General features: G+C 61.3%; 23 protein-coding genes, 1 tRNA gene and 1 pseudogene. 5 read left to right on the top strand and 20 right to left on the bottom strand.

The genetic code is table 11. From position 1 onward, the window contains the following. Positions 1-42 precede the first annotated feature (42 nt). Complete coding sequence (gene tsf / locus EP237_RS04305) at positions 43-918, top strand: translation elongation factor Ts (RefSeq protein WP_127558480.1); 876 nt, start codon at positions 43-45, stop codon at positions 916-918. A gap of 323 nt (positions 919-1241) precedes the next feature. Here the strand turns inward: tsf and EP237_RS04300 are convergent, their stop codons facing one another. The 7 genes from EP237_RS04300 to EP237_RS04270 all read right to left on the bottom strand — a co-directional run bounded on the left by EP237_RS04300 (position 1242) and on the right by EP237_RS04270 (position 8584). Next, the gene (locus EP237_RS04300) at positions 1242-2003 is read right to left on the bottom strand and encodes a LuxR family transcriptional regulator (protein ID WP_127558478.1); all 762 of its coding nucleotides are present in this window, start codon (positions 2001-2003) and stop codon (positions 1242-1244) included. 417 nt (positions 2004-2420) lie between these two features. Next, positions 2421-3110, bottom strand: a complete 690-nt coding sequence (gene phoB, locus EP237_RS04295; protein ID WP_127558476.1) for a phosphate regulon transcriptional regulator PhoB — start codon at positions 3108-3110, stop codon at positions 2421-2423. Positions 3111-3113: 3 nt separating this feature from the next. Continuing rightward, a complete protein-coding gene (phoU, locus tag EP237_RS04290) occupies positions 3114-3833 on the bottom strand; it encodes a phosphate signaling complex protein PhoU (RefSeq protein WP_127558474.1) in 720 nt (239 codons plus the stop codon). A gap of 17 nt (positions 3834-3850) precedes the next feature. Beyond that, positions 3851-4648: a phosphate ABC transporter ATP-binding protein PstB gene (pstB, locus tag EP237_RS04285; protein WP_127558472.1), complete on the bottom strand. Its 798-nt coding sequence runs from the start codon at positions 4646-4648 to the stop codon at positions 3851-3853. A gap of 16 nt (positions 4649-4664) precedes the next feature. After that, on the bottom strand, positions 4665-6005 hold the full coding sequence (gene pstA / locus EP237_RS04280; RefSeq protein WP_127558470.1) for a phosphate ABC transporter permease PstA: 1341 nt from the start codon (positions 6003-6005) through the stop codon (positions 4665-4667). Continuing rightward, entirely contained in the window at positions 6002-7462 is a 1461-nt protein-coding gene (pstC, locus tag EP237_RS04275; RefSeq protein ID WP_127558468.1) for a phosphate ABC transporter permease subunit PstC, read from the bottom strand. Before pstC ends, pstA begins: the two co-directional genes overlap by 4 nt. Before the next feature lie 78 nt (positions 7463-7540). Continuing rightward, a complete protein-coding gene (locus EP237_RS04270; RefSeq protein ID WP_127558466.1) occupies positions 7541-8584 on the bottom strand; it encodes a substrate-binding domain-containing protein in 1044 nt (347 codons plus the stop codon). 353 nt (positions 8585-8937) lie between these two features. Between EP237_RS04270 and arsB the strand changes: the two genes are divergently transcribed. Beyond that, complete coding sequence (gene arsB / locus EP237_RS04265) at positions 8938-9945, top strand: ACR3 family arsenite efflux transporter (RefSeq protein WP_127558891.1); 1008 nt, start codon at positions 8938-8940, stop codon at positions 9943-9945. Here arsB and EP237_RS04260 read toward each other — a convergent pair whose 3' ends face one another. The 10 genes and pseudogenes from EP237_RS04260 to EP237_RS04215 form a co-directional block, all read right to left on the bottom strand. Then, on the bottom strand, positions 9946-10989 hold the full coding sequence (locus EP237_RS04260; protein WP_127558464.1) for an ATP-binding protein: 1044 nt from the start codon (positions 10987-10989) through the stop codon (positions 9946-9948). A 70-nt stretch (positions 10990-11059) separates the two neighbouring features. Next, positions 11060-12256, bottom strand: a complete 1197-nt coding sequence (locus tag EP237_RS04255) for a trans-sulfuration enzyme family protein (protein ID WP_127558462.1) — start codon at positions 12254-12256, stop codon at positions 11060-11062. Positions 12257-12372: 116 nt separating this feature from the next. Continuing rightward, a pseudogene (locus tag EP237_RS04250) lies at positions 12373-13647 on the bottom strand (glutamate-5-semialdehyde dehydrogenase); the annotation flags it as partial. Between the two features lie 43 nt (positions 13648-13690). Then, a complete protein-coding gene (gene proB, locus EP237_RS04245) occupies positions 13691-14803 on the bottom strand; it encodes a glutamate 5-kinase (protein WP_127558458.1) in 1113 nt (370 codons plus the stop codon). Then, positions 14791-15828 (bottom strand): GTPase ObgE, encoded by a 1038-nt coding sequence (gene obgE, locus EP237_RS04240; RefSeq protein ID WP_127558456.1) that lies wholly within the window; start codon positions 15826-15828, stop codon positions 14791-14793. Before obgE ends, proB begins: the two co-directional genes overlap by 13 nt. An 86-nt stretch (positions 15829-15914) precedes the next feature. Beyond that, complete coding sequence (locus EP237_RS04235; RefSeq protein WP_127558454.1) at positions 15915-16454, bottom strand: GNAT family N-acetyltransferase; 540 nt, start codon at positions 16452-16454, stop codon at positions 15915-15917. Positions 16455-16616: 162 nt separating this feature from the next. Then, on the bottom strand, positions 16617-16886 hold the full coding sequence (gene rpmA, locus EP237_RS04230) for a 50S ribosomal protein L27 (RefSeq protein ID WP_127558452.1): 270 nt from the start codon (positions 16884-16886) through the stop codon (positions 16617-16619). A 12-nt stretch (positions 16887-16898) separates the two neighbouring features. Next, positions 16899-17534 (bottom strand): 50S ribosomal protein L21, encoded by a 636-nt coding sequence (locus tag EP237_RS04225; RefSeq protein WP_127558889.1) that lies wholly within the window; start codon positions 17532-17534, stop codon positions 16899-16901. 203 nt (positions 17535-17737) lie between these two features. Then, entirely contained in the window at positions 17738-18592 is an 855-nt protein-coding gene (locus tag EP237_RS04220) for a DUF2059 domain-containing protein (protein WP_127558450.1), read from the bottom strand. A 75-nt stretch (positions 18593-18667) separates the two neighbouring features. Beyond that, positions 18668-19507: a DUF2059 domain-containing protein gene (locus EP237_RS04215; protein WP_127558448.1), complete on the bottom strand. Its 840-nt coding sequence runs from the start codon at positions 19505-19507 to the stop codon at positions 18668-18670. A gap of 179 nt (positions 19508-19686) precedes the next feature. On the opposite strand from EP237_RS04215, the gene EP237_RS04210 reads away from it, so the two are divergent. Next, positions 19687-19776: transfer RNA gene (locus tag EP237_RS04210), tRNA-Ser, on the top strand. Between the two features lie 902 nt (positions 19777-20678). Here the strand turns inward: EP237_RS04210 and EP237_RS04205 are convergent. From EP237_RS04205 to EP237_RS04195, 3 genes are all read right to left on the bottom strand, one after another. Beyond that, positions 20679-21563: a pyridoxamine 5'-phosphate oxidase family protein gene (locus EP237_RS04205; RefSeq protein WP_127558446.1), complete on the bottom strand. Its 885-nt coding sequence runs from the start codon at positions 21561-21563 to the stop codon at positions 20679-20681. 18 nt (positions 21564-21581) lie between these two features. Next, positions 21582-22046, bottom strand: a complete 465-nt coding sequence (locus tag EP237_RS04200) for a nuclear transport factor 2 family protein (RefSeq protein ID WP_127558444.1) — start codon at positions 22044-22046, stop codon at positions 21582-21584. 82 nt (positions 22047-22128) lie between these two features. Then, positions 22129-22683, bottom strand: a complete 555-nt coding sequence (locus EP237_RS04195) for a carboxymuconolactone decarboxylase family protein (protein WP_127558442.1) — start codon at positions 22681-22683, stop codon at positions 22129-22131. A gap of 97 nt (positions 22684-22780) precedes the next feature. Here EP237_RS04195 and EP237_RS04190 point away from each other — a divergent pair, with 97 nt between their 5' ends. Both EP237_RS04190 and EP237_RS04185 read left to right on the top strand, forming a co-directional pair. Beyond that, the gene (locus EP237_RS04190) at positions 22781-23683 is read left to right on the top strand and encodes a LysR family transcriptional regulator (protein ID WP_164744614.1); all 903 of its coding nucleotides are present in this window, start codon (positions 22781-22783) and stop codon (positions 23681-23683) included. Between the two features lie 133 nt (positions 23684-23816). After that, positions 23817-24541 (top strand): IS5 family transposase gene (locus EP237_RS04185; RefSeq protein ID WP_420812503.1). Its coding sequence is split into 2 segments (ribosomal slippage): positions 23817-24111 and positions 24111-24541, totalling 726 coding nucleotides; the frame shifts between segments, so codons are not numbered across the junction. The last annotated feature ends 20 nt before the right edge of the window (positions 24542-24561 follow it).

Raw genomic sequence — 24561 nt, 5'->3', positions numbered from 1 at the left:
ATGGGCCGGTCCACCCCATATCCCGAAAAAAGGAGCAGACCGATGGCAATTACCGCTGCAATGGTCAAAGAGCTGCGCGAAGCCACCGCCGCAGGCATGATGGACGCCAAGAAGGCACTTGTCGAAACCAATGGCGATTTCGACGCCGCCGTTGACTGGCTGCGCACCAAGGGCCTGGCGAAAGCCGCCAAGAAATCCGGCCGTATCGCCGCCGAGGGCCTGGTGGCCGTCGCTGTTGACGGTGGCGTTGGCGTCGCGGTCGAAGTGAACTCGGAAACCGATTTCGTCGGCAAGAACGCCGAGTTCCAGAAAATGGTTGGTGATATCGCCAGTGCCGCAACTGGTGTGGCCGATATCGAAGGGCTGACTGCGGCCGATCTGGGTGGCAAGACCGTCGGCGAGACGCTGACCGACAAGATCGCCACCATCGGCGAAAACATGACCCTGCGCCGCATGGCGCGCCTGGAAGGCGACACTGTTGTGACCTATGTCCACAACGCAGCTGCCCCCGGCATGGGCAAGATCGGCGTTCTGGTCGCGATGACCGGCGGGGACGAAGCGCTTGGCAAGCAGATCGCGATGCATATCGCGGCTGTCAATCCCGCTGCCCTGAACGAAGCCGACATGGACCCGGCCGTTGTCGAAAAGGAACGTCAGATCCAGATCGAAATCGCCCGTGAATCCGGCAAGCCGGAGCAGGTGATCGAGAAGATGATCGAAGGCCGCATGAAGAAATTCGTGGCCGAGTCGACCCTGCTGAACCAGGCGTTCGTCATCAACCCCGATCTGACTGTCGGTGCCGCAGCGGCCGAGGCCGGTGCAACCGTGACCGGATTCGTCCGTATCGAAGTGGGCGAAGGCATCGAGAAGAAGGAAGAAGACTTCGCAGCCGAGGTTGCGAAGGCTGCCCAGGGCTAAGGCCCTTGGAAGAGGGGCAGGGGTGTTGGGAGGCGCCCCTGCCACCTGCTCTACAAAAAAAGCGGTGCTGCCGGGGACATTGGCAGCACCGCTTTTCTTTTGCACCACGCTGCCGATTTGGGGATGGACAGCAGCAGGCCGGGAATTCGGAACTAGACCCCCTTATCCCAGATATTGGACCGTCAGGCCGGAAATGTTCCTGACGGTCCGATGCTCCTGACCGAAGAAATCTCAGCCATCACTCACGGAACAGGATTAACTTGACGCAAAGTCAGGCCCCGGAAAAGTAGGGAATCCTTTACCTTTTGGCCAAATACTGCCGATCACGATGTTTGAGCGCTCGGATCGACAATGAAAATCTGGTTCAGGACCGAGGCTTTGCGCACCGCCTGCGCTGTCGTTTCAACGCCAAGCGATTCCCGCGCGCCACGCAGATGCTTGTCCACCGTCGCGGCCTTGCGGCCGAGCAGCAGCGCAATGTCACGCACCGATTTGCCATCGGCCACCAGCTCCAGCACCTCGGATTGGCGCGGTGTCAGAACACGGCTCTGACCCGTTGCGGGAAGCTGGGTGATCGCCAGATGAGCCACCTGGTTGATGATCTCCAGCTCTTCACCCTTGTCCCGCCACAGCTCATCCACGTCTTGCTGGCTCAGGCCGCTGCGGGCCACCAACCCAATACCGGCAGCTGAACGCTTGATCGCCATGGGGAATGACATCGTATAACCTGCGGTTATTCCGAACCGCTTGTTCAACGCCATCAGTTCCCGTCGTTCAGGTCCGTTCGAGCTGTCGTCGAAATCATCCCACATATGCCGCCAGCTAATGGACCCGACATTGCGAGACGCCCATTTCATCATCGGAGCAGCCCGATACAGGCCGTGGCCGATATAGGCTTCGATATAGTCAGAAGGGTAGTTTGTCAGGATCAGCGCATCCTCGGGATTGCTGAGCGACTTTGCAGACTGAAAACATGTATAGGCATAGATGAGACGATCGAAGCCATAGGCGCCCATCTGTTCGGTGTGGTATTCCCACAATTCCTCGACAGAGCGCGCCTTCAGATAGGGCTGAAGGCGCTTCATGCCGGATCACCACATCTGAAATGGTGGTTTCGTCTTTGGTCTTGCTTCGACATGTCCAGCAATGGACAGCGTAAAGAGTCGCGTTTCATCATAATCCCCGAAATCTCTATCAAGATAAGCGCGGCGCTTCCAAGCTGTCGAGGCACAATTTTACGCAAAATCAGGATGTTGCGGAGATCTTGCGACTGAAGTCATCACGGGTTCCTGCGGCAGGCAGGGGATTTTGATCACGCAGAGGCTTGATCATGGCTGAACTGCTTGTTGAACAGTTCAGCGCAAGGCATTGTTTAAATTTAGTTTCTTCTATCTTTGGTGGCTCAGGGTTGGTTGTGTATCAGCGTATAAAGTTAACATAATCATGATTACTGGCCAAATGAATTGGCTTGAAATGTCGACTGGAACCCCATCACCAATTGCTTAGCCAAGCGCATAGCCTGCACCGCGAACCGTCCGTATCGGGTCACCCTCGCCGTTTGCGGCTTTCAGCGCCTTGCGCAAACGGCCCACATGCACATCAACCGTCCGACTATCGACATAGATGTCTCTGCCCCAGACCCGGTCGAGCAACTGTTCGCGGCTCCAGACACGGCCTGGACGTTCCATGAAGGCTGTCAACAGTCGGAACTCCGTCGGGCCAAGCGTCACCTGCTGACCCGCGCGGTAAACGCGATGTTCTTCCATATCCAGCAGGATATCCTCGAAGGTCAGATGCTCGCCTACAGAGGCCGGTCGCGTGCGGCGCAGCTGCGTGCGCAGCCGGGCCAGCAATTCAGCCACGGAATAAGGTTTGACCACGTAGTCATCCGCCCCGGTTTCCAGACCGCGCACCCGGTCCACCTCTTCCGAGCGCGCGGATAGCATGATCACCGGAATCTTGCGCGTCTCATCAGAGGCCTTGAGTTGCCGACACACCTCGATGCCAGAGACATTGGGCAGCATCCAATCCAGCACGATCACGTCAGGCGGGGTTTCACGCGCCATGACCAGCGCCTCGTCCCCTGCCCCCGCGGCCATGACGGCATAGCCCTCGGCGCGGATGTTATAGGCGAGCACTTCGCGTTGCGCGGGCTCGTCCTCGACAATCAGAACCAGGGGCTCGCCAGCCATCGCTCAGTCCTCCTCAACACCCAGATCATGCGAGGATCGGTCGCCCTTTTCCCGTTCATCATCCGGGTATTCGCCGGTCACAAGGTAGATCACCTGCTCAGCGATGGTGGTCACGTGGTCGCCCATCCGTTCGATGTTCTTGGCCATGAAATGCAGGTGCATGCAGGCGGTGATGTTGCGTGGATCTTCCATCATGAAGGTCAGGTATTCGCGGAACAGCGCCGAATACATCTGGTCCACTTCCAGATCCCGCTCGCGCACATCGGCGGCCAGGTCCGGGTCGCGCTGGATATAGGCGTCGAGCGCGTCCTTCAGCATCAGTTCGACCTGACGCGCCATGCGGCGAAGACCGGCACCGGAGCCGTCGATCTGCTGCATTTGCATGATGACCCCTGCCCGCTTGGCCATGTTCTTGGCGTAGTCGCCAATCCGTTCAAGGCTGGCGGCCAGACGGAACACGGTCAGAACCGTGCGCAGATCGCCCGCCGTTGGCTGACGCAGGGCAAGCACCAGTGCGGCCTCTTCGTTCAGTCGCTCTTCCATCTCGTCGATGGCCCGGTCGCCCTTGCGCACCTTCAGGGCCAAGTCTTCATCGCGGGTTTCCAGAGCCGTGGTGGCATCGACGATGGCCTCTTCGACCAACCCGCCCATTTTCATGATCAGCGCCTGGATCGCCTCCAGGTCCCGATCAAAGGACGCAACGATATGTGATTTATTTTCCATGACTTACAGCTCTTTCCTCAACCGATACGTCCGGTGATATAGGATTCGGTGCGCGGGTCTTTGGGGTTGGTGAATATCTGGCTCGTTTCGCCGAACTCGACCAGCTCCCCGAGATGGAAGAAGGCGGTCTTCTGGCTGACGCGCGCCGCCTGCTGCATCGAATGGGTCACGATCACCACGGAAAACCGTGCGCGCAGCTCGTCGATCAGCTCCTCGACCTGTGCGGTTGCAATCGGATCGAGCGCCGAACAAGGTTCGTCCATCAGCAGTACCTCGGGGCTGGTGGCCACGGCCCGCGCGATGCACAGCCGCTGCTGCTGGCCGCCGGACAGGCCAGTGCCGGGCTGGTCGAGCCTGTCCTTGGCTTCCTCCCAAAGCGCCGCACGGCGCAAGGAGGTCTCGACGATCTCATCCAGTTCCGCCTTGTTGCGAGCCAACCCGTGAATGCGCGGCCCATAGGCTACGTTGTCATAGATCGACTTCGGGAAGGGGTTGGGCTTCTGGAACACCATGCCCACCTTGGCGCGCAACTGCACCGGATCGACCTTCTGATGATAGATATCCTCGCTGTCCAGCAGGATCTGGCCGGTGACCCGGCAGATGTCGATCGTGTCGTTCATCCGGTTCAGGCAACGCAGGAAGGTCGATTTCCCGCAGCCCGAGGGCCCGATGAAGGCTGTCACGGTCTTGTCGAGGATTTCCACATCCACGCCCTTGATGGCATGGGTGTCGCCGTAGAACACGTCCACGCCCTTTGCCGTGATTTTCAGGTCTTTGTCATCCACGGCGCGCTCCACCATTCTCATATCGTTCATGTCATCCATCCCCGGCCTACCAGCGGCGTTCAAAGCGGCGGCGCAGGATCACGGCCATCGCATTCATGAAAAGCAGGAACACCAGCAGCACGATTGTCGCCCCCGAGGCCCGTTCCACAAAAGCCGGGTCCGAACGCTGTGTCCAGTTATAGACCTGCACCGGCAGCGCCGATGTCGGGTCGAAGAAGCCTTCCGGCGGCGCATCCGGGAATTCGCGGACGAAGGCCACCATACCGATCAAGAGGAGCGGCGCGGTTTCGCCAAGCGCCTGCGCAAGCCCGATGATGGTGCCCGTCAGAATGCCGGGCGCAGCCAGCGGCAAGACGTGATGGAACACAGATTGCATCTTTGACGCCCCAAGGCCAAGCGCCGCATCACGGATCGACGGCGGCACGGCGCGAAGGCTCGCCCGCGTTGCTATGATGATCGTGGGCAGGGTCATCAGCGTCAGCACCAGACCGCCCACGATAGGGGCCGATTGGGGCAGACCGGCGAAGTTGATGAAGATCGCCAGACCAAGGATGCCGAAGACGATCGACGGCACCGCGGCAAGGTTCGAGATATTGACCTCGATCGCGTCGGTGAACCGGTTTTGCGGCGCGAATTCCTCCAGGTAGATCGAGGCGGCCACGCCAATCGGCAGCGCCAGCACCAGCACAACGATCATCATGTAGAAAGAGCCAAGGATCGCGATGCCAAGCCCGGCAGCCTCTGGTCGTTGGTCGGAGGCATCAGGGCCGGTGATGAAGGCCCAGTTGAAGCGGGTTTCGATCATCCCCGCCTCGACCATACGATCCGCGAGCAACAGTTGCGCGGGGCTGACATTGCTGTCGCGTTCGGCGGTTTCCAGCGTCACGCGGCCCTTGAAATAGCCGTCGATCCGGCCCCCGGCCAGCATTTCCATCGTCACGGTCTGGCCCACGATCTCGGGGTTGGCGAGCACGAGGGCACGCACCTGTGCGGGCGCTTCCTGGCTGATCATCGCCATCAGGTCGCGGGGCGTGACGCCCTCCATCGAGATCCCCTGCCCTTGCAGATGCTGTTGCAGCGCCTGCGCCAGCAGCGGCGCGTAGCCGAAGGTTGTCACGCGTGCCATTTCAGCCGGATCGCGGTTGCCCGCCGGGTCAAGCCGCGCTTCGGTCAGTTCCACGGGGATGGTGATGTAGGTCTGGCGAAAGGCGCTGGCGCCATTGCTGACAATCGAGATCACCAGCAGGATCAGCGCCAGAATGCCAATGGCAATGGCCGCGAACCCATAGGCCCGAAAGCGGGCTTCGGTTCTGTTGCGGCGCTTGACATGATCCGACGTCGCGTAGAGCGAGCTTTTCGGCGGCACGGGTGCGGAGGCGTCGGTCATTCGTACTGTTCCCGGTATTTGCGCACGATATAGAGGGCGAGAATATTAAGCCCGAGCGTGATGGCGAAGAGCGTCAGGCCAAGGGCAAAGGCCACAAGGGCCTCGGGGCTGGAAAAGTCGGTGTCACCCGTCAGCTGGCCCACGATTTTCACGGTCACGGTGGTCATCGCCTCGAACGGGTTAAGGCTGAGCGTCGCCGCCGCCCCTGCCCCCATCACCACGATCATGGTCTCGCCGATGGCGCGGCTGGCAGCCAGCAGGATGGCGCCCACGATACCGGGCAGTGCGGCAGGCAGGATCACCTGTTTGACGGTTTCCGATTGGGTCGCGCCAAGGCCGTAGCTGCCATCGCGCAAGGATTGCGGCACCGCGTTAATGATATCGTCAGACAGCGACGACACGAACGGGATCAGCATGATGCCCATGACGATCCCCGCCGTCATCACCGAGGACGACGAGGTGCCAAACCCGAGCGGCTCGGCGAAATAGTCGCGCAGCATCGGGCCCACGGTGATCAGCGCGAAGAGACCGTAGACGATGGTGGGGATGCCTGCGAGCACCTCGATCATCGGCTTGGCCATGCCGCGCATCCTGCGGCCCGCATATTCTGCCAGGTAGATGGCCGAGAACAGCCCCACGGGCACCGCCACCAAAAGCGCGATGAAGGTAATGTAAAGCGTGCCCCAGAGCAGCGGCAACAGGCCAAGGTGAGAGCCGCCTTCAAAGGACGGGATCCACTCGGTCCCGAAGAAGAACTCGCGCGCCGGATAGAGGTGGAAGAAATCCCGCGTCTCCAGCACCATCGACAGCACGATGCCGACCGTGGTCAGGATGGCGATGGTCGAGGCCAGGATCAGGATCGCCAGAACCGCGCGTTCCACCGTGTTGCGGGCGCGAAAATCCTTGTGGGTGCGGCTATAGGCATAGCCAAGGCCGAGCGCGGCAAGGATCAGAACAGCCGCCGCCATGACGGTGTTTCCGGTGTTCTGTAGCGAGCGGTAGCGCTGCGCAGCATTCAGAACATCGGCATTCACATCGTCCCCGAGGGCCACGCCGATGCTGGCAAGCGTGTCGCGGATATTGGTGAATTCGGTGCGGATCATCCGCGCTTCTTCGCGGGTCAACGCCCCCTGCTCAACCGCGCTATCCAGACCGTCGGCTACGCGCCGGACATCAGACATGATCAGGCTGAGTTCGCCTGAATTCATCACTTCATTGTCCGGGATCAACTGCGTCACTTGCCGCTGGATGACCGCTGGTTGTACCAGAAGCCAGACCACCAGCACCAGCAGCGCGGGCACAACAGCGGACAGGAAGACGTTCATGCCGTAGTAATTTGGCAGGGAATGCAAGATGCGGATATCGCCGCCTGCACTGCTGACCGCGCGCTTGCGGCCCAGAACGTAGCCAGCGGCGCCAAGCGCCAGAACGGCCAGGATGATCCAGATCAGGGGCATATCGGGTCTTTCAGATCCGTTCAGTCAGAAAACGGGGCGGCCCGATGACCAGGGCCGCCCCGCCGATGGGTCAGGCGATTACATGTCGCCCATGGTCACGCGCTCGGCCACGATGCGCTGTGTCTCGGCCAGTTCCGGGTCGGACACGAGGCCATAGGCCGCAAGCGGACCCCAGGGGCCGGCAATGTCGTCAGAGACGAAGAAATCCGCGTATTCCTGCAGGCCCGGGATCACGTCCAGATGGGCGGCCTTGATGTAGAAATACAGCGGGCGCGACACCGGGTATTCGCCCGATGCGATGGTCTCGGTCGAGGGAACGATGCCGTTCATGGTGGCAACCTGCAGAACAGAGGTGTTGTTCTGGTAGAAGCTCAGACCGAATACGCCGATCCCTTCGGGGTTGGCGGAGATACGGGCCAGGGTTTCGGTGTAGTCGCCGTCGATGTCGACAGACACGCCGTCGCCGCGGATCGCCATGCAGGCCTCTTCGGCTGCGTCTTCGTCGCCGCCGTTGATTTCCATGATGGCTTCCATGGCGCCGGTGTCTTCACAGCCCTGCAGGATCACGCGCTCGTCAAAGACTTCGCGGGTGCCGTGACGGGTGCCGGGGATGAACGCGGCGATTTCCTGATCGGCGAGACCGTCGCGCACCTGGCTCCAGTTGGTGTTCGGGTTGGCAACCATGGCGCCATCGACGGGCAGTTCGGCGGCCAGCGCCAGATACCAGTCGGCGGGGGTGAACTCGAAGGAGTTGCCGTTGATGTCGGAGGCGAAGACGATGCCGTCATAGCCGATGCGGACTTCGATGATGTCGGTCACGCCGTTGGCGGCACAGGTTTCGATCTCGGAGGGGCGGATCGAGCGCGAGGCGTTCGCGATGTCGGTGGTGTTTTCGCCGACGCCTTCACAGAAACGGCGCAGTCCGGTGGAGGAGCCGCCGGATTCAACGACCGGGGTCGGGAAGTCGAAGTTTTCGCCGAAGGCTTCGGCGACGATGGTAGCGTAAGGCAGAACGGTCGAGGACCCGGCGATCTGGACGTTGTCGCGGCCCTGGGCAGCGGCGGCGGTGGCGGACACGGCGGCCAGCGCGATTGCGGACACGGTCAGCTTTGCGAAAGACATGGTGGATTTCTCCGTTTGGTTTTCCTGTCGGAACGCGGTCTGTCGCGCTCTCAGGGGCCGTCTATCGGTGGGGCGCTATGCTTTTGTGACAGTTACGTAACGGTTTTATGACAGTGCCGGTCCGTCCAGACCGGGATGACTCCTGATAGCAAATGATTACAGATGTTTAGCCAAAGTACCCGGACAGCCCTTTCCATAATCTTCCCTGTCACGATGCATTTCTATCGGGCGAATCCGAACCGAGATGTCGGGGCCTTGATCGATTCGACGGGGCGCGAGAATCGATTCCCTTGCAATCCCGTTTCATCACGGTCAGAACCACCGGCGAGGCTGAAACAGGGGCGGGCAGCAGCATGGGCAATTTCGAACGCTATCTGACGGTCTGGGTGGCCCTGGCCATGGTGGGCGGCATTCTGTTGGGGATCGTCGCGCCCTCGCTGATCTTCGCGGTGTCGATTGCCGAAATCGCTTCGGTCAACCTCGTGGTTGCGGTGCTGATCTGGGCAATGGTCTATCCGATGATGGTGGGCGTTGACCCTGCCTCGTTGAAGGATGTCGCGCGCCAGCCCACGGGGCTGCTGATCACCCTCGCCGTCAACTGGCTGATCAAGCCCTTCACCATGGCCGCCCTCGCCGTGCTGTTTTTCGAAACCATCTTCGCCCCCTGGATCGACCCCGAGGACGCCAGCCAATATATCGCCGGGCTGATCCTGCTTGGCGCGGCGCCCTGTACGGCCATGGTCTTCGTCTGGTCGCAACTGACCAAGGGCGACGAGACCTACACGCTGGTGCAGGTCAGCGTGAATGACGTGATCATGGTCTTCGCCTTCGCCCCCATCGTCGCCTTCCTGCTCGGCGTCACCGATATCGTCGTGCCGTGGCAGACGCTGCTGCTGTCCGTGGTGCTTTATGTCGTACTGCCTTTGGCCGCAGGACTGATCACTCGCGCACGGCTCGGATCTCCAGCTGCAATCGAGCTGTTCAAGGAGCAAGCCAAACCATGGTCGGTCGTGGGGTTGATCGTGACCGTGGTGATCCTGTTTGCCCTTCAGGGCCAGACGATCCTCGACCGGCCGCTGATCATTGCGCTGATTGCGGTGCCGATCCTGTTGCAAAGCTATGGCATCTTCGCGCTGGCATATGGCGCGGCGTATATCATGAAAGTCCCGCACCGGGTCGCCGCCCCTTGCGCCATGATCGGCACGTCGAATTTCTTCGAACTGGCCGTGGCGGTGGCGATCAGCCTGTTCGGCCTACAATCGGGTGCGGCGCTGGCCACGGTGGTGGGCGTGCTGGTGGAGGTTCCGGTGATGTTGTCGCTGGTCGCCTTCGCAAACCGCACGCGCAACCGGTTCGGCTGATTACCGGGGCAGCACGACCGTAAACGTGCTGCCTTTGCCCTTCTCGCTGACAATCCGCAGCCGGCCGCGATGGCGGTTGACGATATGTTTGACAATGGCCAGACCCAGTCCGGTGCCGCCCATCTCGCGACTGCGGTGTGAATCGATGCGGTAGAACCGTTCCGTCAGGCGCGGCAGGTGCAGCGGGTCGATGCCATCGCCTCGGTCGATCACCTCGGCGCGCACCACTGGCCCGCGCATGGACCCCCTGCCCTCGCCGGTTTCCATCCGTACGGTGACGGGTCGCCCCTTGCCCCCGTATTTCAGGGCGTTCTCGGCAAGGTTGGTGAAAACCTGCGTCAGCTGGTCCCGGTCGCCGCGAATCCGGTAGTCACCCGGCGCCGAGACAAGGTCCAACGCGCTGCCCTGATCCTCGGCCTGCGGGCGCAGCGTGGTCAACACGCCCGACACGACGTCGCGCAGATCCACGTCATCCGAGGGGCGCACCCGTTCCTCCGCCTCTACCCGAGACAGCGACAGCAGATCCCCCACCAGCCGGTTCATCCGCAGGGCCTGCTGCTCCATGATGGCCAGAAACCTGTCGCGGGCCTCGGCGTCGTTTCGGGCCGGGCCACGCAGGGTTTCGACGAATCCCAGGACAGCCGTCAATGGCGAGCGCAGTTCGTGGCTTACATTGGCCACGAAGTCGCGGCGCATCTCCTCGGCCTCACGCAGATGGGTGATATCGGTGAAATGCAAAATCACCCCGGCCTGTCCGGCATCCGTTTCCGCAATCGGAGAGATCATCACCCGAAACTGGGTTTCCCCGGTCTGGTCGGACTTGATGTAGCGGGTCTCTGACGGGCGATTGCCGCGAAGAACGAGGTCGATTTCCCCCAGCAAGGCGGGTTGGCGCAGGGCGGTGACATAGCTGCGCCCCTTGATCCAGACGCCGAACAGAGCTTCGCCAGCCGGATTGCTCAGCTCGATCATGCCGCCGGTGCCGATGAACAGCATCGGGTCGGGCACGGCGTTCAGGGCTGCGGACAGCGTGTTGCGGGCCATGTTCAAAACCTTCCGAAGGAATCAAGGCCCGCCTAGCGCTTGCCGACCCGATTCGACAACAGGCGCGGTGTCAGCCCGCCGCAGCCGCCGCCGCGCAGCCCGCCGCGAAATCGGCTTTCAGAATCTCGATATCCTCGATCCCGACGGACACCCGGAAGAAGCCCTCCGTGATACCGATGGCTTCGCGGTCCGCAACAGGCACCAGCCGGTGGGATGACGTCGCCGAGTGGCTGACAGTCGTGCCCACATCGCCAAGCGTGGGGGCAAAGGCCATGTCGGGCATGGCGCGGATCATGGCATTGGCGGCGGCGCGGCCGCCCTCGATCTCGAAGCTGACCATATTGCCGAACTGGCGGTTCAGCAGATGCGCGGCGCGGGCGTGGTCTGGGTGGTCGTTTCGGCCCGGATAGACAACGCGTTTCACACCCGGCAGGGTGGTAAGGTAGTCGGCCAGCAGCGCGGCATTGTCCTGCGATTTCTCGTAGCGCAAATCGAAGGTGTAAATGCCCCGTTCAGCAAGCCAGCAATCATGCGGCGAGGGCGTCGCGCCCATGGTGATCCAGAAAACCTTCATCTTTTCCGTCAGTTCCGGGTCGTTCGCGGACACATAGCCAAGCGTCACATCAGCATGTCCGGCAAGCAGTTTGGTGACGGAGTGGATAACGATATCGGCGCCGTGGTCATAGGGCCGGTAGGCCGTCGGCGTGGTGAAGGTGTTGTCGACCGCCAGCAGGATGCCCTTGTCGCGGCAGAGCGCGGCGATGCCCTCCATATCCGCGATGACAAGTGTGGGGTTGGCCATGACCTCGACCAGGATCATCTTCGTTTCCGGCCGGATCGCGGCGGCGACGGCCGCGACATCTCCGGTATCGACCAGCGTCGTGGCAATCCCGAAACGCGGCAGGTCCTGTGTCATCATGCGCAGCGACCGGCCATAAAGCTGATCGCCCCCGATCACGTGATCGCCCTGGCTGAGCAGCCCCATTAGCGCGGTGCCGACAGCCGCCATGCCCGAGGCACAGATGATGCCCCCCTGCCCGCCTTCCAGCATGTCGATCTTGGCGGCCAGCAGATCGGCGTTTGGATGGCCCTCGCGGCTGTAGGTGTAGCCGTGTTCCTTGCCCTCATATTGCCCTTCCAACTGGTCGGGGCTTTCCGAGGAATAGACCACCGAGGGCTGGATCGGCGTCACCACCGGGCGGCTGACGCCGGGCTCCAGCGGCATGCGGCGCACGAGCGTCTTGGGCAGGTTGGATCCGTCGGTCATGGGGTGGCCTTTCATGGTCTGGAAGCAAGGCTGACCTAAATTCACTCCATAGGAAAGGTCAAGCCCGGCACTGTGGTCGGGCCCGACAAGTCCGTGTGCAAATAGGTCAGCATACCTTACGCACGAGTCGTGCCGTCGCCCGTGACAAGGTATTTGAACGAGGTCAGCTGTTCCGCCCCCACCGGCCCGCGTGCATGCATCTTGCCGGTGGCAATCCCGATCTCACCGCCCATGCCGAATTCACCGCCATCGGCGAACTGGGTCGAGGCATTGCGCATCAGGATCGCACTGTCGAGCCGCTGGAAGAAGCGCGCGGCGGCCTCGTCATCCTCAGTCAGGATGCTTTCCGTGTGGCTCGACCCGTAGCGCCGGATATGGGCAATGGCCGCGTCGATGTCATCCACCACCTTCGCCGCAATGATCATGTCGAGGAATTCCCTGCCGTAATCATCGTCGCGTGCTGGCGTCACCCCATCAATGGCTTGCAGGGCTTCGTCCCCACGCACCTCGACACCCGCATCCAGAAGCGCGCGCACAACGCCCTGTCCGATCGTGTCCAGCACCTCGCGGTGGATCAGCAGGCATTCCGCCGCACCGCAGATCCCGGTGCGGCGGGTCTTGGCGTTCAGCACGACGTTCAGCGCCTTCACCGGATCCGCGGATTTGTCGATATAGACGTGGCAGATGCCTTCGAGATGGGCAAAGACCGGCACCCGCGCCTCTCGTTGCACCAGTCCCACCAGCCCCTTGCCGCCGCGCGGCACGATTACATCCACCGTGTCGGTCATAGTCAGCAGTTCCTTGACGGCGGCCCGGTCGCGCGTCGGGACCAGTTGCACCGCGTCTTCAGGGAGCCCTGCCACGCGCAGCCCGTCCTTCAGGCACTCCGTCAGAAGGCCGGAGCTGTGGAAACTTTCCGAGCCCCCACGCAGGATCACCGCATTGCCCGACTTGAGGCAGAGCGCGCCTGCATCCGCTGTCACATTGGGGCGGCTTTCATAGATCACGCCGATGACGCCAAGCGGCGTGCGCACTCGTTGGATATGCAGGCCAGAGGGCCTGTCCCATTCGGAAATCACCGCGCCCACGGGGTCGTTCTGCGCTGCAACGGCGCGCAGGCCCGCCACGATCCCCTCGATCCGCGCCTCGTCCAGCATCAGCCGGTCGAGCATGGCTGATGACAGCCCCTTGTCGCGCCCGAATGCCATGTCCTTTTCGTTGGCCGCGATGATCTCGGCCCGGCGCGCCCACACGGCATCGGCGGCAGCATTCAGCGCCTCTGCCTTCTGCTCGGCTGGGGCGAAGGCCAGCTCCGCAGCAGCCGCTTTCGCGCGCGTGCCCATCTCGGCCATGAGGGCGGGGATGTTGGACTGGTCTGTCATGTCAGCCTCCGTTGAGGGGTTGGATTTCGAGTATTCTTATCAAGAACAAAAGTTATAGCGCCATGTCATCGCGATGGATCAGCGCCGCGCGACCCGGATAGCCCAGAATTGGCTCGATCTCATCCGACCGGTGCCCGGCGATGGCGGTGGCTTCTTCGGATGTATAGCGGATCAGGCCGAGGCCGAGCCGCGCCCCATCGGGGCCTTCCACAGCCACGGGATCGCCACGCAGGAACTGGCCCGAGACCTTCGTCACCCCGGCGGGCAGCAGGGACTTGCCCCGGCCAAGCGCTGCAACCGCGCCCGCGTCGAGCCGGACAGCCCCCTTGGGCTTCATCGCGGCAATCCAGTGCTTGCGGGCGGTCTGCGGGTCCTGGGTCGCGGTGAACCAGGTTGCATTGGCACCATTTTCCAACGCGGTCAAAGGGTTGAGGACCGAACCTTCTGTGATCGCCATGGCGCAGCCTGCAGCGGTCGCGGTGCGCGCAGCCATCAGTTTGGTCTTCATGCCGCCCTTGGACAGGCCCGATCCGGCGTCCCCGGCCATCGCCTCGATCTCGGGCGTGATTGCAGCGATCACGTCATAGCGCGTGGCAGAGGCGTCATCCTTGGGATTGCCGGAATAGAAGCCATCGACGTCGGACAGAAGCACCAGCTGATCGGCGGCGACCATGGCGGCCATATTGGCAGCCAGCCGGTCATTGTCTCCGTAGCGGATCTCGTCGGTGGCGATGGTGTCGTTTTCATTCACAATCGGCAGCACGCCGAGGCCAAGCAGCGTGGCCATGGTGTTGCGGGTATTGAGATACCGTCTGCGGTCGGCACTGTCTTCCAGCGTGACGAGGATCTGGGCGGTGGCGATGCCGTGCGGGGCCATCGCCTCTTCATAGGCGCGCGCGAGTCGGATCTGGCCCACGGCAGCGGCTGCCTGCGCCTGTTCCAGCGCCAGAACCCCCTGCCCCAGACCCAGAACGGAGCGTCCAAGCGCAATAGAGCCGGATGAGACCAGCACCACATCGACGCCTCGCGCCTTGATCCGAGCAACGTCCGCGGCCAGCGAATGCAGCCAATCGGTACGCAGCGCGCCGCTATCCTTGTCCACCAACAGCGCCGAGCCGATCTTGACCACCAGACGCCGGGCGTCCGACAGGTTTACGGCTGCCATGCGTCGGGTGCCTCCTCCGCACCCTTCTTCTCGCGCAGGCGCTTGGCGTCGATCTTGCCACGCAGCGCGCGCAGTACATCGGTCACACCCATCTGTGCCACGCCCGACATGGTCATGACCGGGCCTGCGACAGCCTCCAGCGCGGCTTTCTTCTCGGCAAGCTCTTCTTCATCCAGCGCGTCGATCTTGTTCAGCACCGTGATGCGCGGCTTGTCGGCCAGACCGGCCCCGTATTGTTCGACCTCGTGGATGATGGTCTGGTAATCCTCGATCACGTCCTCAGAGGTGCCATCGACCAGATGCAGCAGCACCGCGCAGCGTTCCACGTGACCCAGGAAGAGGTCACCCAGCCCCCTGCCCTCATGCGCACCTTCGATGAGGCCGGGAATGTCTGCGACGACAAACTCCACCCCGTCCACGCCAACAACGCCCAGATTGGGATGCAGCGTGGTGAAGGGATAGTCGGCAATCTTGGGCCGCGCGTTGGAGGTCGCGGCGAGGAAGGTCGACTTGCCCGCATTGGGCAAACCCAACAGGCCCACATCCGCGATCAGCTTCAGCCGCAGCCAGATGGTGCGTTCGATCGCCGGCTGGCCGGAATTTGCCCGACGCGGCGCCTGGTTGGTGGAGCTTTTGAAATGCAGGTTGCCGAAGCCGCCATTGCCGCCCTTGGCCAGCACCACGCGCTGACCGAGTTCGGTGAGGTCCGCTATGACGGTGTCCTCATCCTCTTCCAGCACCTCGGTGCCGACGGGAACCCGCAGGATGATGTCATCGCCGTCCTTGCCGGTGCGCTGGTTGCCCATGCCCGGCTGGCCGTTCTTGGCGAAGAAATGCTGCTGATAGCGGAAGTCGATCAGCGTGTTCAGCCCGTCGACGGTTTCCACCACCACGTTGCCGCCCCGGCCGCCATCGCCGCCATCCGGGCCACCATATTCGATGAATTTTTCACGCCGAAAGGAGACGCAGCCGTTTCCGCCCGCGCCCGAGCGGATGTAAACCTTGGCTAGATCGAGGAATTTCATGTGTTCGGTTCCCCGCGGGGTCGTCCCGCATGGTCAGAGGGATTAGAGGGAACCGGGCCGGGGCTCAAGCCCCGGCACACGCGCCCTCAGCTCAGTTTGCGCAAATACGTCCAGGTTGGCACCTTGGCGTTACGTGCGACCGAAAACGCCTCGGCATCGCCCAGATAGGCGAATTTGGCGTTGGTCAGCACGCGGGCCGATCCGGGGTTGTCCTGAAACACGCTGGCAAAGATCGTGTCGTTCATCAGCGGGTTCGCCGCGACAAGCGCTTTGACCGCCTCGGAGGCAAGCCCGGTTCCCCACATGGTTGGCGCGACCCAGTATCCGATCTCGGACTGATTGCGATCCATCTGTTCCAGAGAGATCACCCCCATCAGTTCCGCCCCGCCCTGTTCCGAGGAATCCATGGCCCAGACATGTTCACGCCGGTCATCGCGCTGCGCCTTGGCCACGAAGGCCTCAGCCGCGCCGGGGGGCAGCGGATGCGGTATGGTCGTGGTCATCTCTGCCACGCGCCGATCGGATGCGTAGAATTCCAGCAAACCCGCGTCCGAGGTGCGCAAGGGCCGCAGCACAAAGCGGGGTGTCTCGACGGCGGTCTGTTGAACGATCGTCTCCTGTTTCATTCTGCTCCTCCTCAGAACAGTGGTCTTTTCGGGGTCGGGCCCGCCACCTGCCCCTTTCAGTTGGGGCCTTCGGTCGGGCACCTCAAGGCCATAGCCCCGAAAAGTGAAAGGGGGACCGGCCTTGATGCCGATCCCCCTTTTAATCTTGCAAAAGGTCCGGCGTTACTCGGCGGCTTCCGCCTCCGGCAGTACGGAAATGAAGGTGCGGCCCTTCAGCCCCTTGTGAAACTTCACGGCGCCGTCGACGGTTGCAAAGATGGTGTGATCCTTGCCCATGCCGACACCCGCGCCCGGCCACCATTTGGTGCCGCGCTGGCGCGCAATGATGTTGCCGGGGATGACGGCTTCGCCACCGAACTTCTTGATGCCGAGACGGCGACCAGCGGAGTCGCGGCCGTTACGGGAGCTACCGCCTGCTTTTTTATGTGCCATGGGTGTCTCTCCTTATTCTGCGAGTTTGGCTTGAGCCTGTTCGACCCAGCCTTCGCGTTCGATACGGCCCTTGAACGAAAGCTTTTCGTCCATGGCGGCGATGTCGTCAGCGTTCCACGCGGCGATCTGTGCGAAGGTGGTCACGCCTGCTTCGTGCAGTTTCTTTTCCAGCGCGGGGCCGACACCGGACAGCTGCTTGAGGTCGTCAGCGCCGGCAGCTGCTGCTGCGGGGGCGGCTTCGGCCTTCTTGGCGGGCTTGGCGGCGGGGGCGGCGTCTGCTGCGGTCGAGACCGAGCCTGCGCCCACAGCGGCTTTCACACCGGTTGCATCCGCGCCGGAGGCGAGAATGTCGGTGATCCGCACGAGCGTCAGCTGCTGGCGGTGACCCTTGGTCCGCTTCGAGCCGTGCTTACGGCGACGCTTGACGAAGTGGATGAGCTTTTCGCCCTTGATCTGGTCGATGACGGTGGCCTGAACGGCAGCACCGGCAACGGTCGGCGCGCCCAGAACGGTGCTGTCGCCACCGAGCATGAGAACGTCGTTGAATTGGATGGTTTCGCCAGCATCGGCAGCCAGTTTTTCGACGCGCAGAACGTCACCGGACTGAACCTTGTACTGCTTGCCACCGGTCTTGAGGACCGCAAACATAGGCATCTTCCTTTTTCTCCCGCGCCCTGTGGCCCCCTACTCGGGTGTTGGTGCGACCGGTGTCGCGCCTCGGACAGCGTGCCCCGCTTGGGGACATCGGTTGTAAATAGCAAGCGCCGCCCGAGTCGTCATGGGCGGCGAATGAGGCCTGCTGATGCCTGAGGTGCGTCGCGAAGTCAAGCGACAAAGGCCGAGTTTAAGGCTTATCCGCCGTCATCCTCTGCCGGGGCATGACCGGCGGCAACCGCCTGCCCCAGACGGTACATGCTCTGCCTGTAGGCTTCACGATATCCGGCCTGAAATGCGTCCTCGAAAGCCTGTGCCCAGGGCTGTTCGGCCCGCGTCACCCATTCATCCACTTCATCGCTTGTGAAGCCATCTGTCACCAGAAAGAACATCTGCCGATAGGACAGGGTCACATCATCGTGGATGTCCTCGAAATAGCTTTCCCAGTCGGCCATATAGGCGCTCAGGTCTTCCGCAACCGACGCCGGACGATCGACCTGATCCAGGGGGTCACCGTTGAGGCCAAGATAATAGGCCTGTTCCGAAGCCCGCAGAAAGGCGAAATGCGTCGCGACGGAGCCCCGCAGCTCCAGAACCCTGTCCGCAGCAATGACCCGCGGATCATTGGTCAGCTCTGCCCCGGCAAACGCCCCTTGCAGGTTCTCGGCTTCGGCCAGGCGGGTCGAGATCGTCTGGCCAATCTCGGTCAACCGTTGCCCGAAAGGTGTTTCGAGCGCCGCAATCGCGGTCTCCATCTCCGCCGGGGAAAACGCCACGGTCAGGAAGCCGCGCCGGAAATCGGCGGCGATCTGCGCCGGATCAGTGGCTGCCTCCATGGCGTCTGTCCAGGCCGCGGGGACCGCCTCTGGATAGAAATCGTCCTGGGTCCCCTGCCACTCTGCCAATGCGGCCCCTCGAAGATTGGCAAGGTTCGCATCGAACCCGGCCGCGTCGAACAACGCATCGACCTGTTCGGCCTCAGGGTCTTGATCCTGCGCGTGGACAGGCACGGACAGGCACAGCAAAGCGCAGATTGCAATCCGGGCAAACATACCCACCTCCTTTAGAAATCTGATCCGTCTGGAATGACTCAAAGTCTAAAGCAAAGCGGGCCCGGAGGCCACCTGTCAGGTCGGCTCGCCCGTCATGAACACCGCAGCCGCGTTCCCCAGACGATAGCTCATCTCGGAAAACACCGCGTCATAGCCTGCGAACACGGTCGAGTTGTAAAGCTGCCCGGCATCGGATTCCGAGAACGCGATATAGGCTTCAAGCTCTTCATCACTCAGATCGGCATAGGCCATCAACTGGAAGGAATAGAGCCACAGGATCGTGTCTTCGCGGATCTCCGGCTCGCCCTGCCAGACCTGCGTCAAGATCATGTCCTCGGGGATCGGACGTTCATAGGCGCCGCCATCGGACATACCGCGCAGGAAGGCAAAATTGGCGTTCAGCGCCCCCATGACGTTGAAATCGACGAACCCGTTGACCTCGGTGAACCGTTCCAACAGCTCAAGCCGGGGATTGGCCTCTGCAAGCTGCTGGAAATAGACCTCGTTCGCCGCGTCTTCCACGGCCTGATCGGTAATGGCTTCCCACGCGGTCAGTTCGCCTTCGACAATCCGTTCACCAAGGTCGGAGGAGAAAAACGCGGTAATCTCTGCCGCCCGATCTTCGGACAGCCGATCTTCGGGAAAACCCTCGTAGAAAAATCCGCGCAGCGTGTCATGGGCATAGAGCCGGTCCACGACGTTGCCCCATGCCGCGCCACCGCGCCCGGGGAACAGGTCATCCTCCAGCCCGCGCCCGTCGCGCACCCCTGCCTGCACCATGATGTTGATGCTCTGCTCCATCCCGATCGCATCCAGCATGGCCAGCGTCGTCTCCCGCAGGGCAACAGGGCTTTGGGCAAGAGCCGGCCCGGCACCGACGACAAGAGAGACAGAGAGGCAAATCGCACGCAGCATGAACGGTCCTTTCGCTGGAAACCCGTAATGGTCCTGTTCAGAACAATGGGGCGCGCCGCGCGGGATTTCCAGCCATGCCCCGGACAAATCCGCTTGATCGGCGGGAAACCGACACTTCCCCCCTTGCACGCCCGGAAAGGACCGTCTAAATGCCCGCTTCACGACCCCTGATAAAGCGCGGAGAGGTGCCGGAGTGGTCGAACGGGGCGGTCTCGAAAACCGTTGTGGGCGCAAGTCCACCCAGGGTTCGAATCCCTGTCTCTCCGCCATAAATCCACATAAAATATTGATAATGTGAAGATATTTTTCTTCACTAGATTGCAGCCCCACATGTGGCCCCACAAAGTTCAGGTGCTTGAAACTGGGTTGAGCATCTTTTCGCGTCATGAAAATCTTTGTCACGTCGCGCCTCAGGCTGTCATCTGCTGGCTCGCCGTTAAGAGCTGATCTGCAAATCGTGAAGTGCAAGAGGCCTTCGATTTGCCCAACCAGTGGGCTTTCGAATGTCGTCTAAACGCTCCAAAGATACACCCGATTTCTTCAGCTTCGCCTCTGACGCTCCCACTTCAGCCAAGTCCGAAGGGCGTGTGCAGGCTTCCTTAGAGCCGCCTAGGGCATCTGCCGCAAACCAGCTCCACGCTGATCCTCAAGCGGAGAGATTTTTTTTCTGACTTGTCGTAGCGCAAAGGTATTGCGTATCGCGACAAACAGTTTGGCGCTGGGTAAGGGAACAGGATCGGTTTCCAGCCCCCGTGAGCTTGTCTCTGCTCTGCGGCAATATCGTTGTGAATGAGTTACTGAATGTCTGCTGTTTCATCACAAGGAACTCGCAATAAGGCATGGGCGAGCATTGATTTTTGTCAATTCAGGTGCAACTGGCGCTCTCAAAGAACTGCTGTGCTCCACTGATGGAATCCAATGTACGGTTTGGGTTCACTGCCGACATCGGAGCGACTTCAGCATCTTGTTGCCGAGCCCGGATCGCGGCGACGTGGGCGGCCCCTCGCCGCTGATCGTCCGCCCGCAACATGCCACGATGCGGACCACCGGACCGGCCGTTTGTGTCTGTCACCTCAGACAGTAGCGAGAAACGCGTTGGGTCACACATCGAGATCCTGCAGCCCCAGGTTTTGAGCGGCGGAGCAACTGAGGCAGATCGCCACCCTTCCTCTCATTCCTCCGTGAAGACGCCGCGCGGCAACGCATGCCGGGCGTACCAGACATCTTCTGGGTGGATGTCCACGACGCGCTCGGCCCCTTCGAACTCTGCAGCTCGGGCTGGAGACCAATCGATTCCGGCCTTGCCCGTGAGCAGGATTGCCTCACCACTGGCAAAGTCCGGAATGAACAGCCCGGCGCGGCTAGAAACCTCAATGTTGCCAAGCGTGTTGAAATACTGATTTCCGGCATAATCCGGAAAGGAAAGTGAGCCGTCCACATTCTGGTGCAGAGCGCCGGGCATCCCTCCTCGATGGGAAACGTCCGCCCCGTCCTTCGTAAGGGTCGCGATGAAGAACGTATCCGCTGAAGAGATGATCCGCCGCACTGCTACATCACTGATTGCTACACGCGAGCCTTCGGTGGGCGTCGATGGTTTGGCGGGCGGGCGGACATCGCGCGTCCGAATGTATTTCGGGCAGTTGCCAAAGCTCTGCTCGACGGCGATTGACAGTAAATCCTCTGAGGCTGCAGCGACTTCGCCATTCATACGGTTGCGCCGCCGAGTCGCGAAGTCCAGTCCGAGCACTGCCGCCTTGCTGCCCGGCCGCAGATCCAGGTCGAGCGGCTTGGCGAGCACTGGTCGGGTGTTGGCCGTAAGCCGGGTGCGCGTCGCCTGTGCCCCCGTTGGTAGCGGACAGATCGTGGCCCACGGTCGGCCCAGCATATCCTGCAGGCCAACAAAGAACACCGGCAGGTTCTCAAAAAAGTCCTGGTGGCGTGCGGACAGCTCCGCCCGGATGGCACGGGCAGCGCGTTGCCGCCACTCTGCCGGTACACCAGCACGCTCCTGCACGGCGCGTTCACCGGCGTGAAATGTGTGGTTGGGTTCGGTCACTCGACTTTTGTTCACGGATCAAAATCCCAGATCGGAGAGGCTCGGGTGATCGTCAGGCCGTCGGCCCAGTGGCCAGTGAAACCTGCGATCCTCCTCGCAGATCGGACGCTCGTTTATGCTGGCGTGACGGTGCGCCATCAGACCGTCTTCAGCAAATTCCCAGTTCTCGTTGCCATAGGCCCGGAACCATTGCCCGCTATCATCACGATATTCATAGGCATACCTCACTGCGATCCGATTACCCGCGAAAGCCCAGAGTTCTTTAATCAGCCGATACTCCATCTCACGCGCCCACTTGCGGGCCAGGAAAGCCTCAATCTCTGCGCGCCCAACCGGGAACTCGACGCGGTTCCGCCAGCGGCTGTCGGACGTATAGGCCAGCGCCACTTTGGCTGGATCACGGGAGTTCCAGCCGTCCTCGGCCAGACGGACCTTCTTCTTGGCGCTGTCTTCGGTGAACGGGGGAAGTGGGGGACGGCTCATCGCTGCATCCTATTCGGCAAGTGGAAAGAATACGAGGCGGGCGGCCGGGCAAGGGGGACAAGGCCCGACCGCCGCGCCGGGGTCATGCGGCGTGTGCGCCGGCATCGACCATGGGGAAGTCGACCTCGGTCTGTGCGAGTTCGTTGAGGTAGTTGGTCCAGATGTTCAGGGCGACATGCTGCACAATCTCGATGACCTGACCGTCGTCATATCCGGCATCGCGGATCGCCTTAAGCTCCTCGTTGGCGACTCGGCCACGCGCGTTGACGATCTTGACTGCGAAGCGCACAGCGGAATCCGCCTTGACGTCGTTCGAACGACCAGCCCGGTTGGCTGCGATTTCGGCGTCATTGAGCTTGGCGAGGTTCTTACCGAGATAGGTATGGGCCGAAAGGCAATAGTTGCAGCCATTCGCCTGCGCTACGGCCAGGGCCACTCGTTCGCGAGTCGCTGCGGGCAGCCGACCTTTGCTGAGAGCACCGGAGAGACCAAGATACCCCTCCAGCGCAGCAGGACTGACACTGACGAGACGGAACAGATTGGGGACGGTGCCCAATTGTTTCTCGACGGCTTGCAATAGCGGCTGCGAAGCCTCGGGCGCGGTTTCGATGCTGGTGGGATAGGTGATGCGAGACATTTGAAAGCTCCTCTGCTTGCTGTGTGAGGCAGATTTAGAGCCTTCTACTAAGCGGGAGTAGATTGTATTATTGAGATAGAAGTTCTCAAAAAATGGAATGAACGTGACCGACCGCTTAGAGACCATGTCCATATTCGTGCGCGTCGTAGACGAAGGCAGCCTGACCGCCGGAGCTCGAGCGCTGTCGATGCCGATCGCCACGGTCAGCCGCCGAATATCCGAACTTGAGAACAACATTGGGGCCGAGCTTTTGCTACGCTCCCCTCGAGGGCTGACGCTTACTGATACCGGTCAGGCCTATATCGCGGCCTGCCGCAGGATTATCGAGGAGGTTGCAGAAGCAGAACTCAACGCCCGCGGTGAATTTACCACGCCGCGTGGAACGCTGACGATGACCGCACCCATCGTCTTTGGCCGGTTGCACGTGCTGCCCGTGGTGACTGCCTTCCTCAGGGCCTTCCCAGAAGTCGACATACGGCTGGAGCTCACGGACCGCCCGGTCAACCTGAACGAAGAACATCTTGATCTAGCTGTGCGCATCGGCCCGCTTTCAGACAGTATGTTCATCGCAAGCAAAGTGGGCGAGGTGCGCCAGATCATCTGCGCCAGCCCCTCATACCTCGCGAACCACAAAACACCCGAGGGCCCCGACGACCTCGCGCAGATGGACGCAATCACCTTCGAGAGCCTAATGTCGCCATCGAACTGGCAGTTCGGATCGGAGTGGCCGCAGAAAGTCATGCCAATCCGATCGCGCCTGATCGTGAATACCGCCGAAGCGGCGATTGATGCCGCGGTCGACGGCTTAGGGTTCACGCGCGTTCTGTCATACCAGGCCACCGAAGCAATCAAGGCCGGGAGGCTCGTTCCAATTTTAAAGGAATTCGAACCAATTCCCTGGCCGGTTCACCTTCTCTATGAACCGCGCGTCTTGATCCCCCAGAAGCTCCGCGCATTCCTCGACTTTGCAGCGCCGAGGATTGTAACCAGTATGGCCTGATCCTCGATTCATAAGATGAAACCGTGTTGAACGATTAGGGTCAGGACCTATTGATTTCCGTGGGGGGTCGTAATTCACGGTTCGAAAACGAGCGGTGACCATGTCTGATCTTTTCTAGCTTACGGATGCGCAGATGGCGCGTCTTGAGCCCTTCTTCCCCAAGTCTCACGGCAAGCCACGCGTTGATGACAGGCGCGTTTTGAGTGGGATTATCTTCATTAATCGCAATGGGTTGAGGTGGCGCGACGCACCTGCGGCCTATGGCCCACACAAGACTCTCTATAACCGTTGGAAGCGGTGGAGCGACAAGGGCATCTTCGCCCGGATGATGGCCGGACTGGCAGCCGAGCACGGCGAACAGAAAACCGTGATGATCGATGCAACCTATCTCAAGGCCCACCGAACAGCGACCAGCATAGGCGTGAAAATGGGGGGCGTGGACGCCTGATTGGACGCACCAAGGGAGGAATGAACACCAAGCTCCACGCGATCTGTGACAGCCAGGGACGTCGTCTCAATCTGTTCGTCACTGCAGGACAGGTCAGCGATTACATCGGCGCCCGCGCTTTGGTGAGCAGTTTGCCAAAGGTGGAATGGCTGTTGGGGGACCGCCGATATGATGCCGATTGGTTCAGAGAAGCGTTGAAAGACAAAGGGATACGCGCATGTATCCCCGGCCGAAAACAGCGCAAGAAAACCGTCAAGTACGACAAGCGCCGATACAAGCGGCGCAACCGGATCGAGATCATGTTCGGAAGGCTCAAGGATTGGCGGCGTATGGCAACCCGCTACGACAGATGCCCGAAGGTCTTCCTCTCAGCCATCGCACTCGCTGCAACCGTCATCTATTGGGTATGAGATGCTGTAACGGGGCCTGC

It is taken from the genome of Nioella ostreopsis (assembly GCF_004000255.1).
Lineage (GTDB): Bacteria > Pseudomonadota > Alphaproteobacteria > Rhodobacterales > Rhodobacteraceae > Nioella > Nioella ostreopsis.
This window is presented reverse-complemented; position numbering and strand designations above follow the sequence as displayed.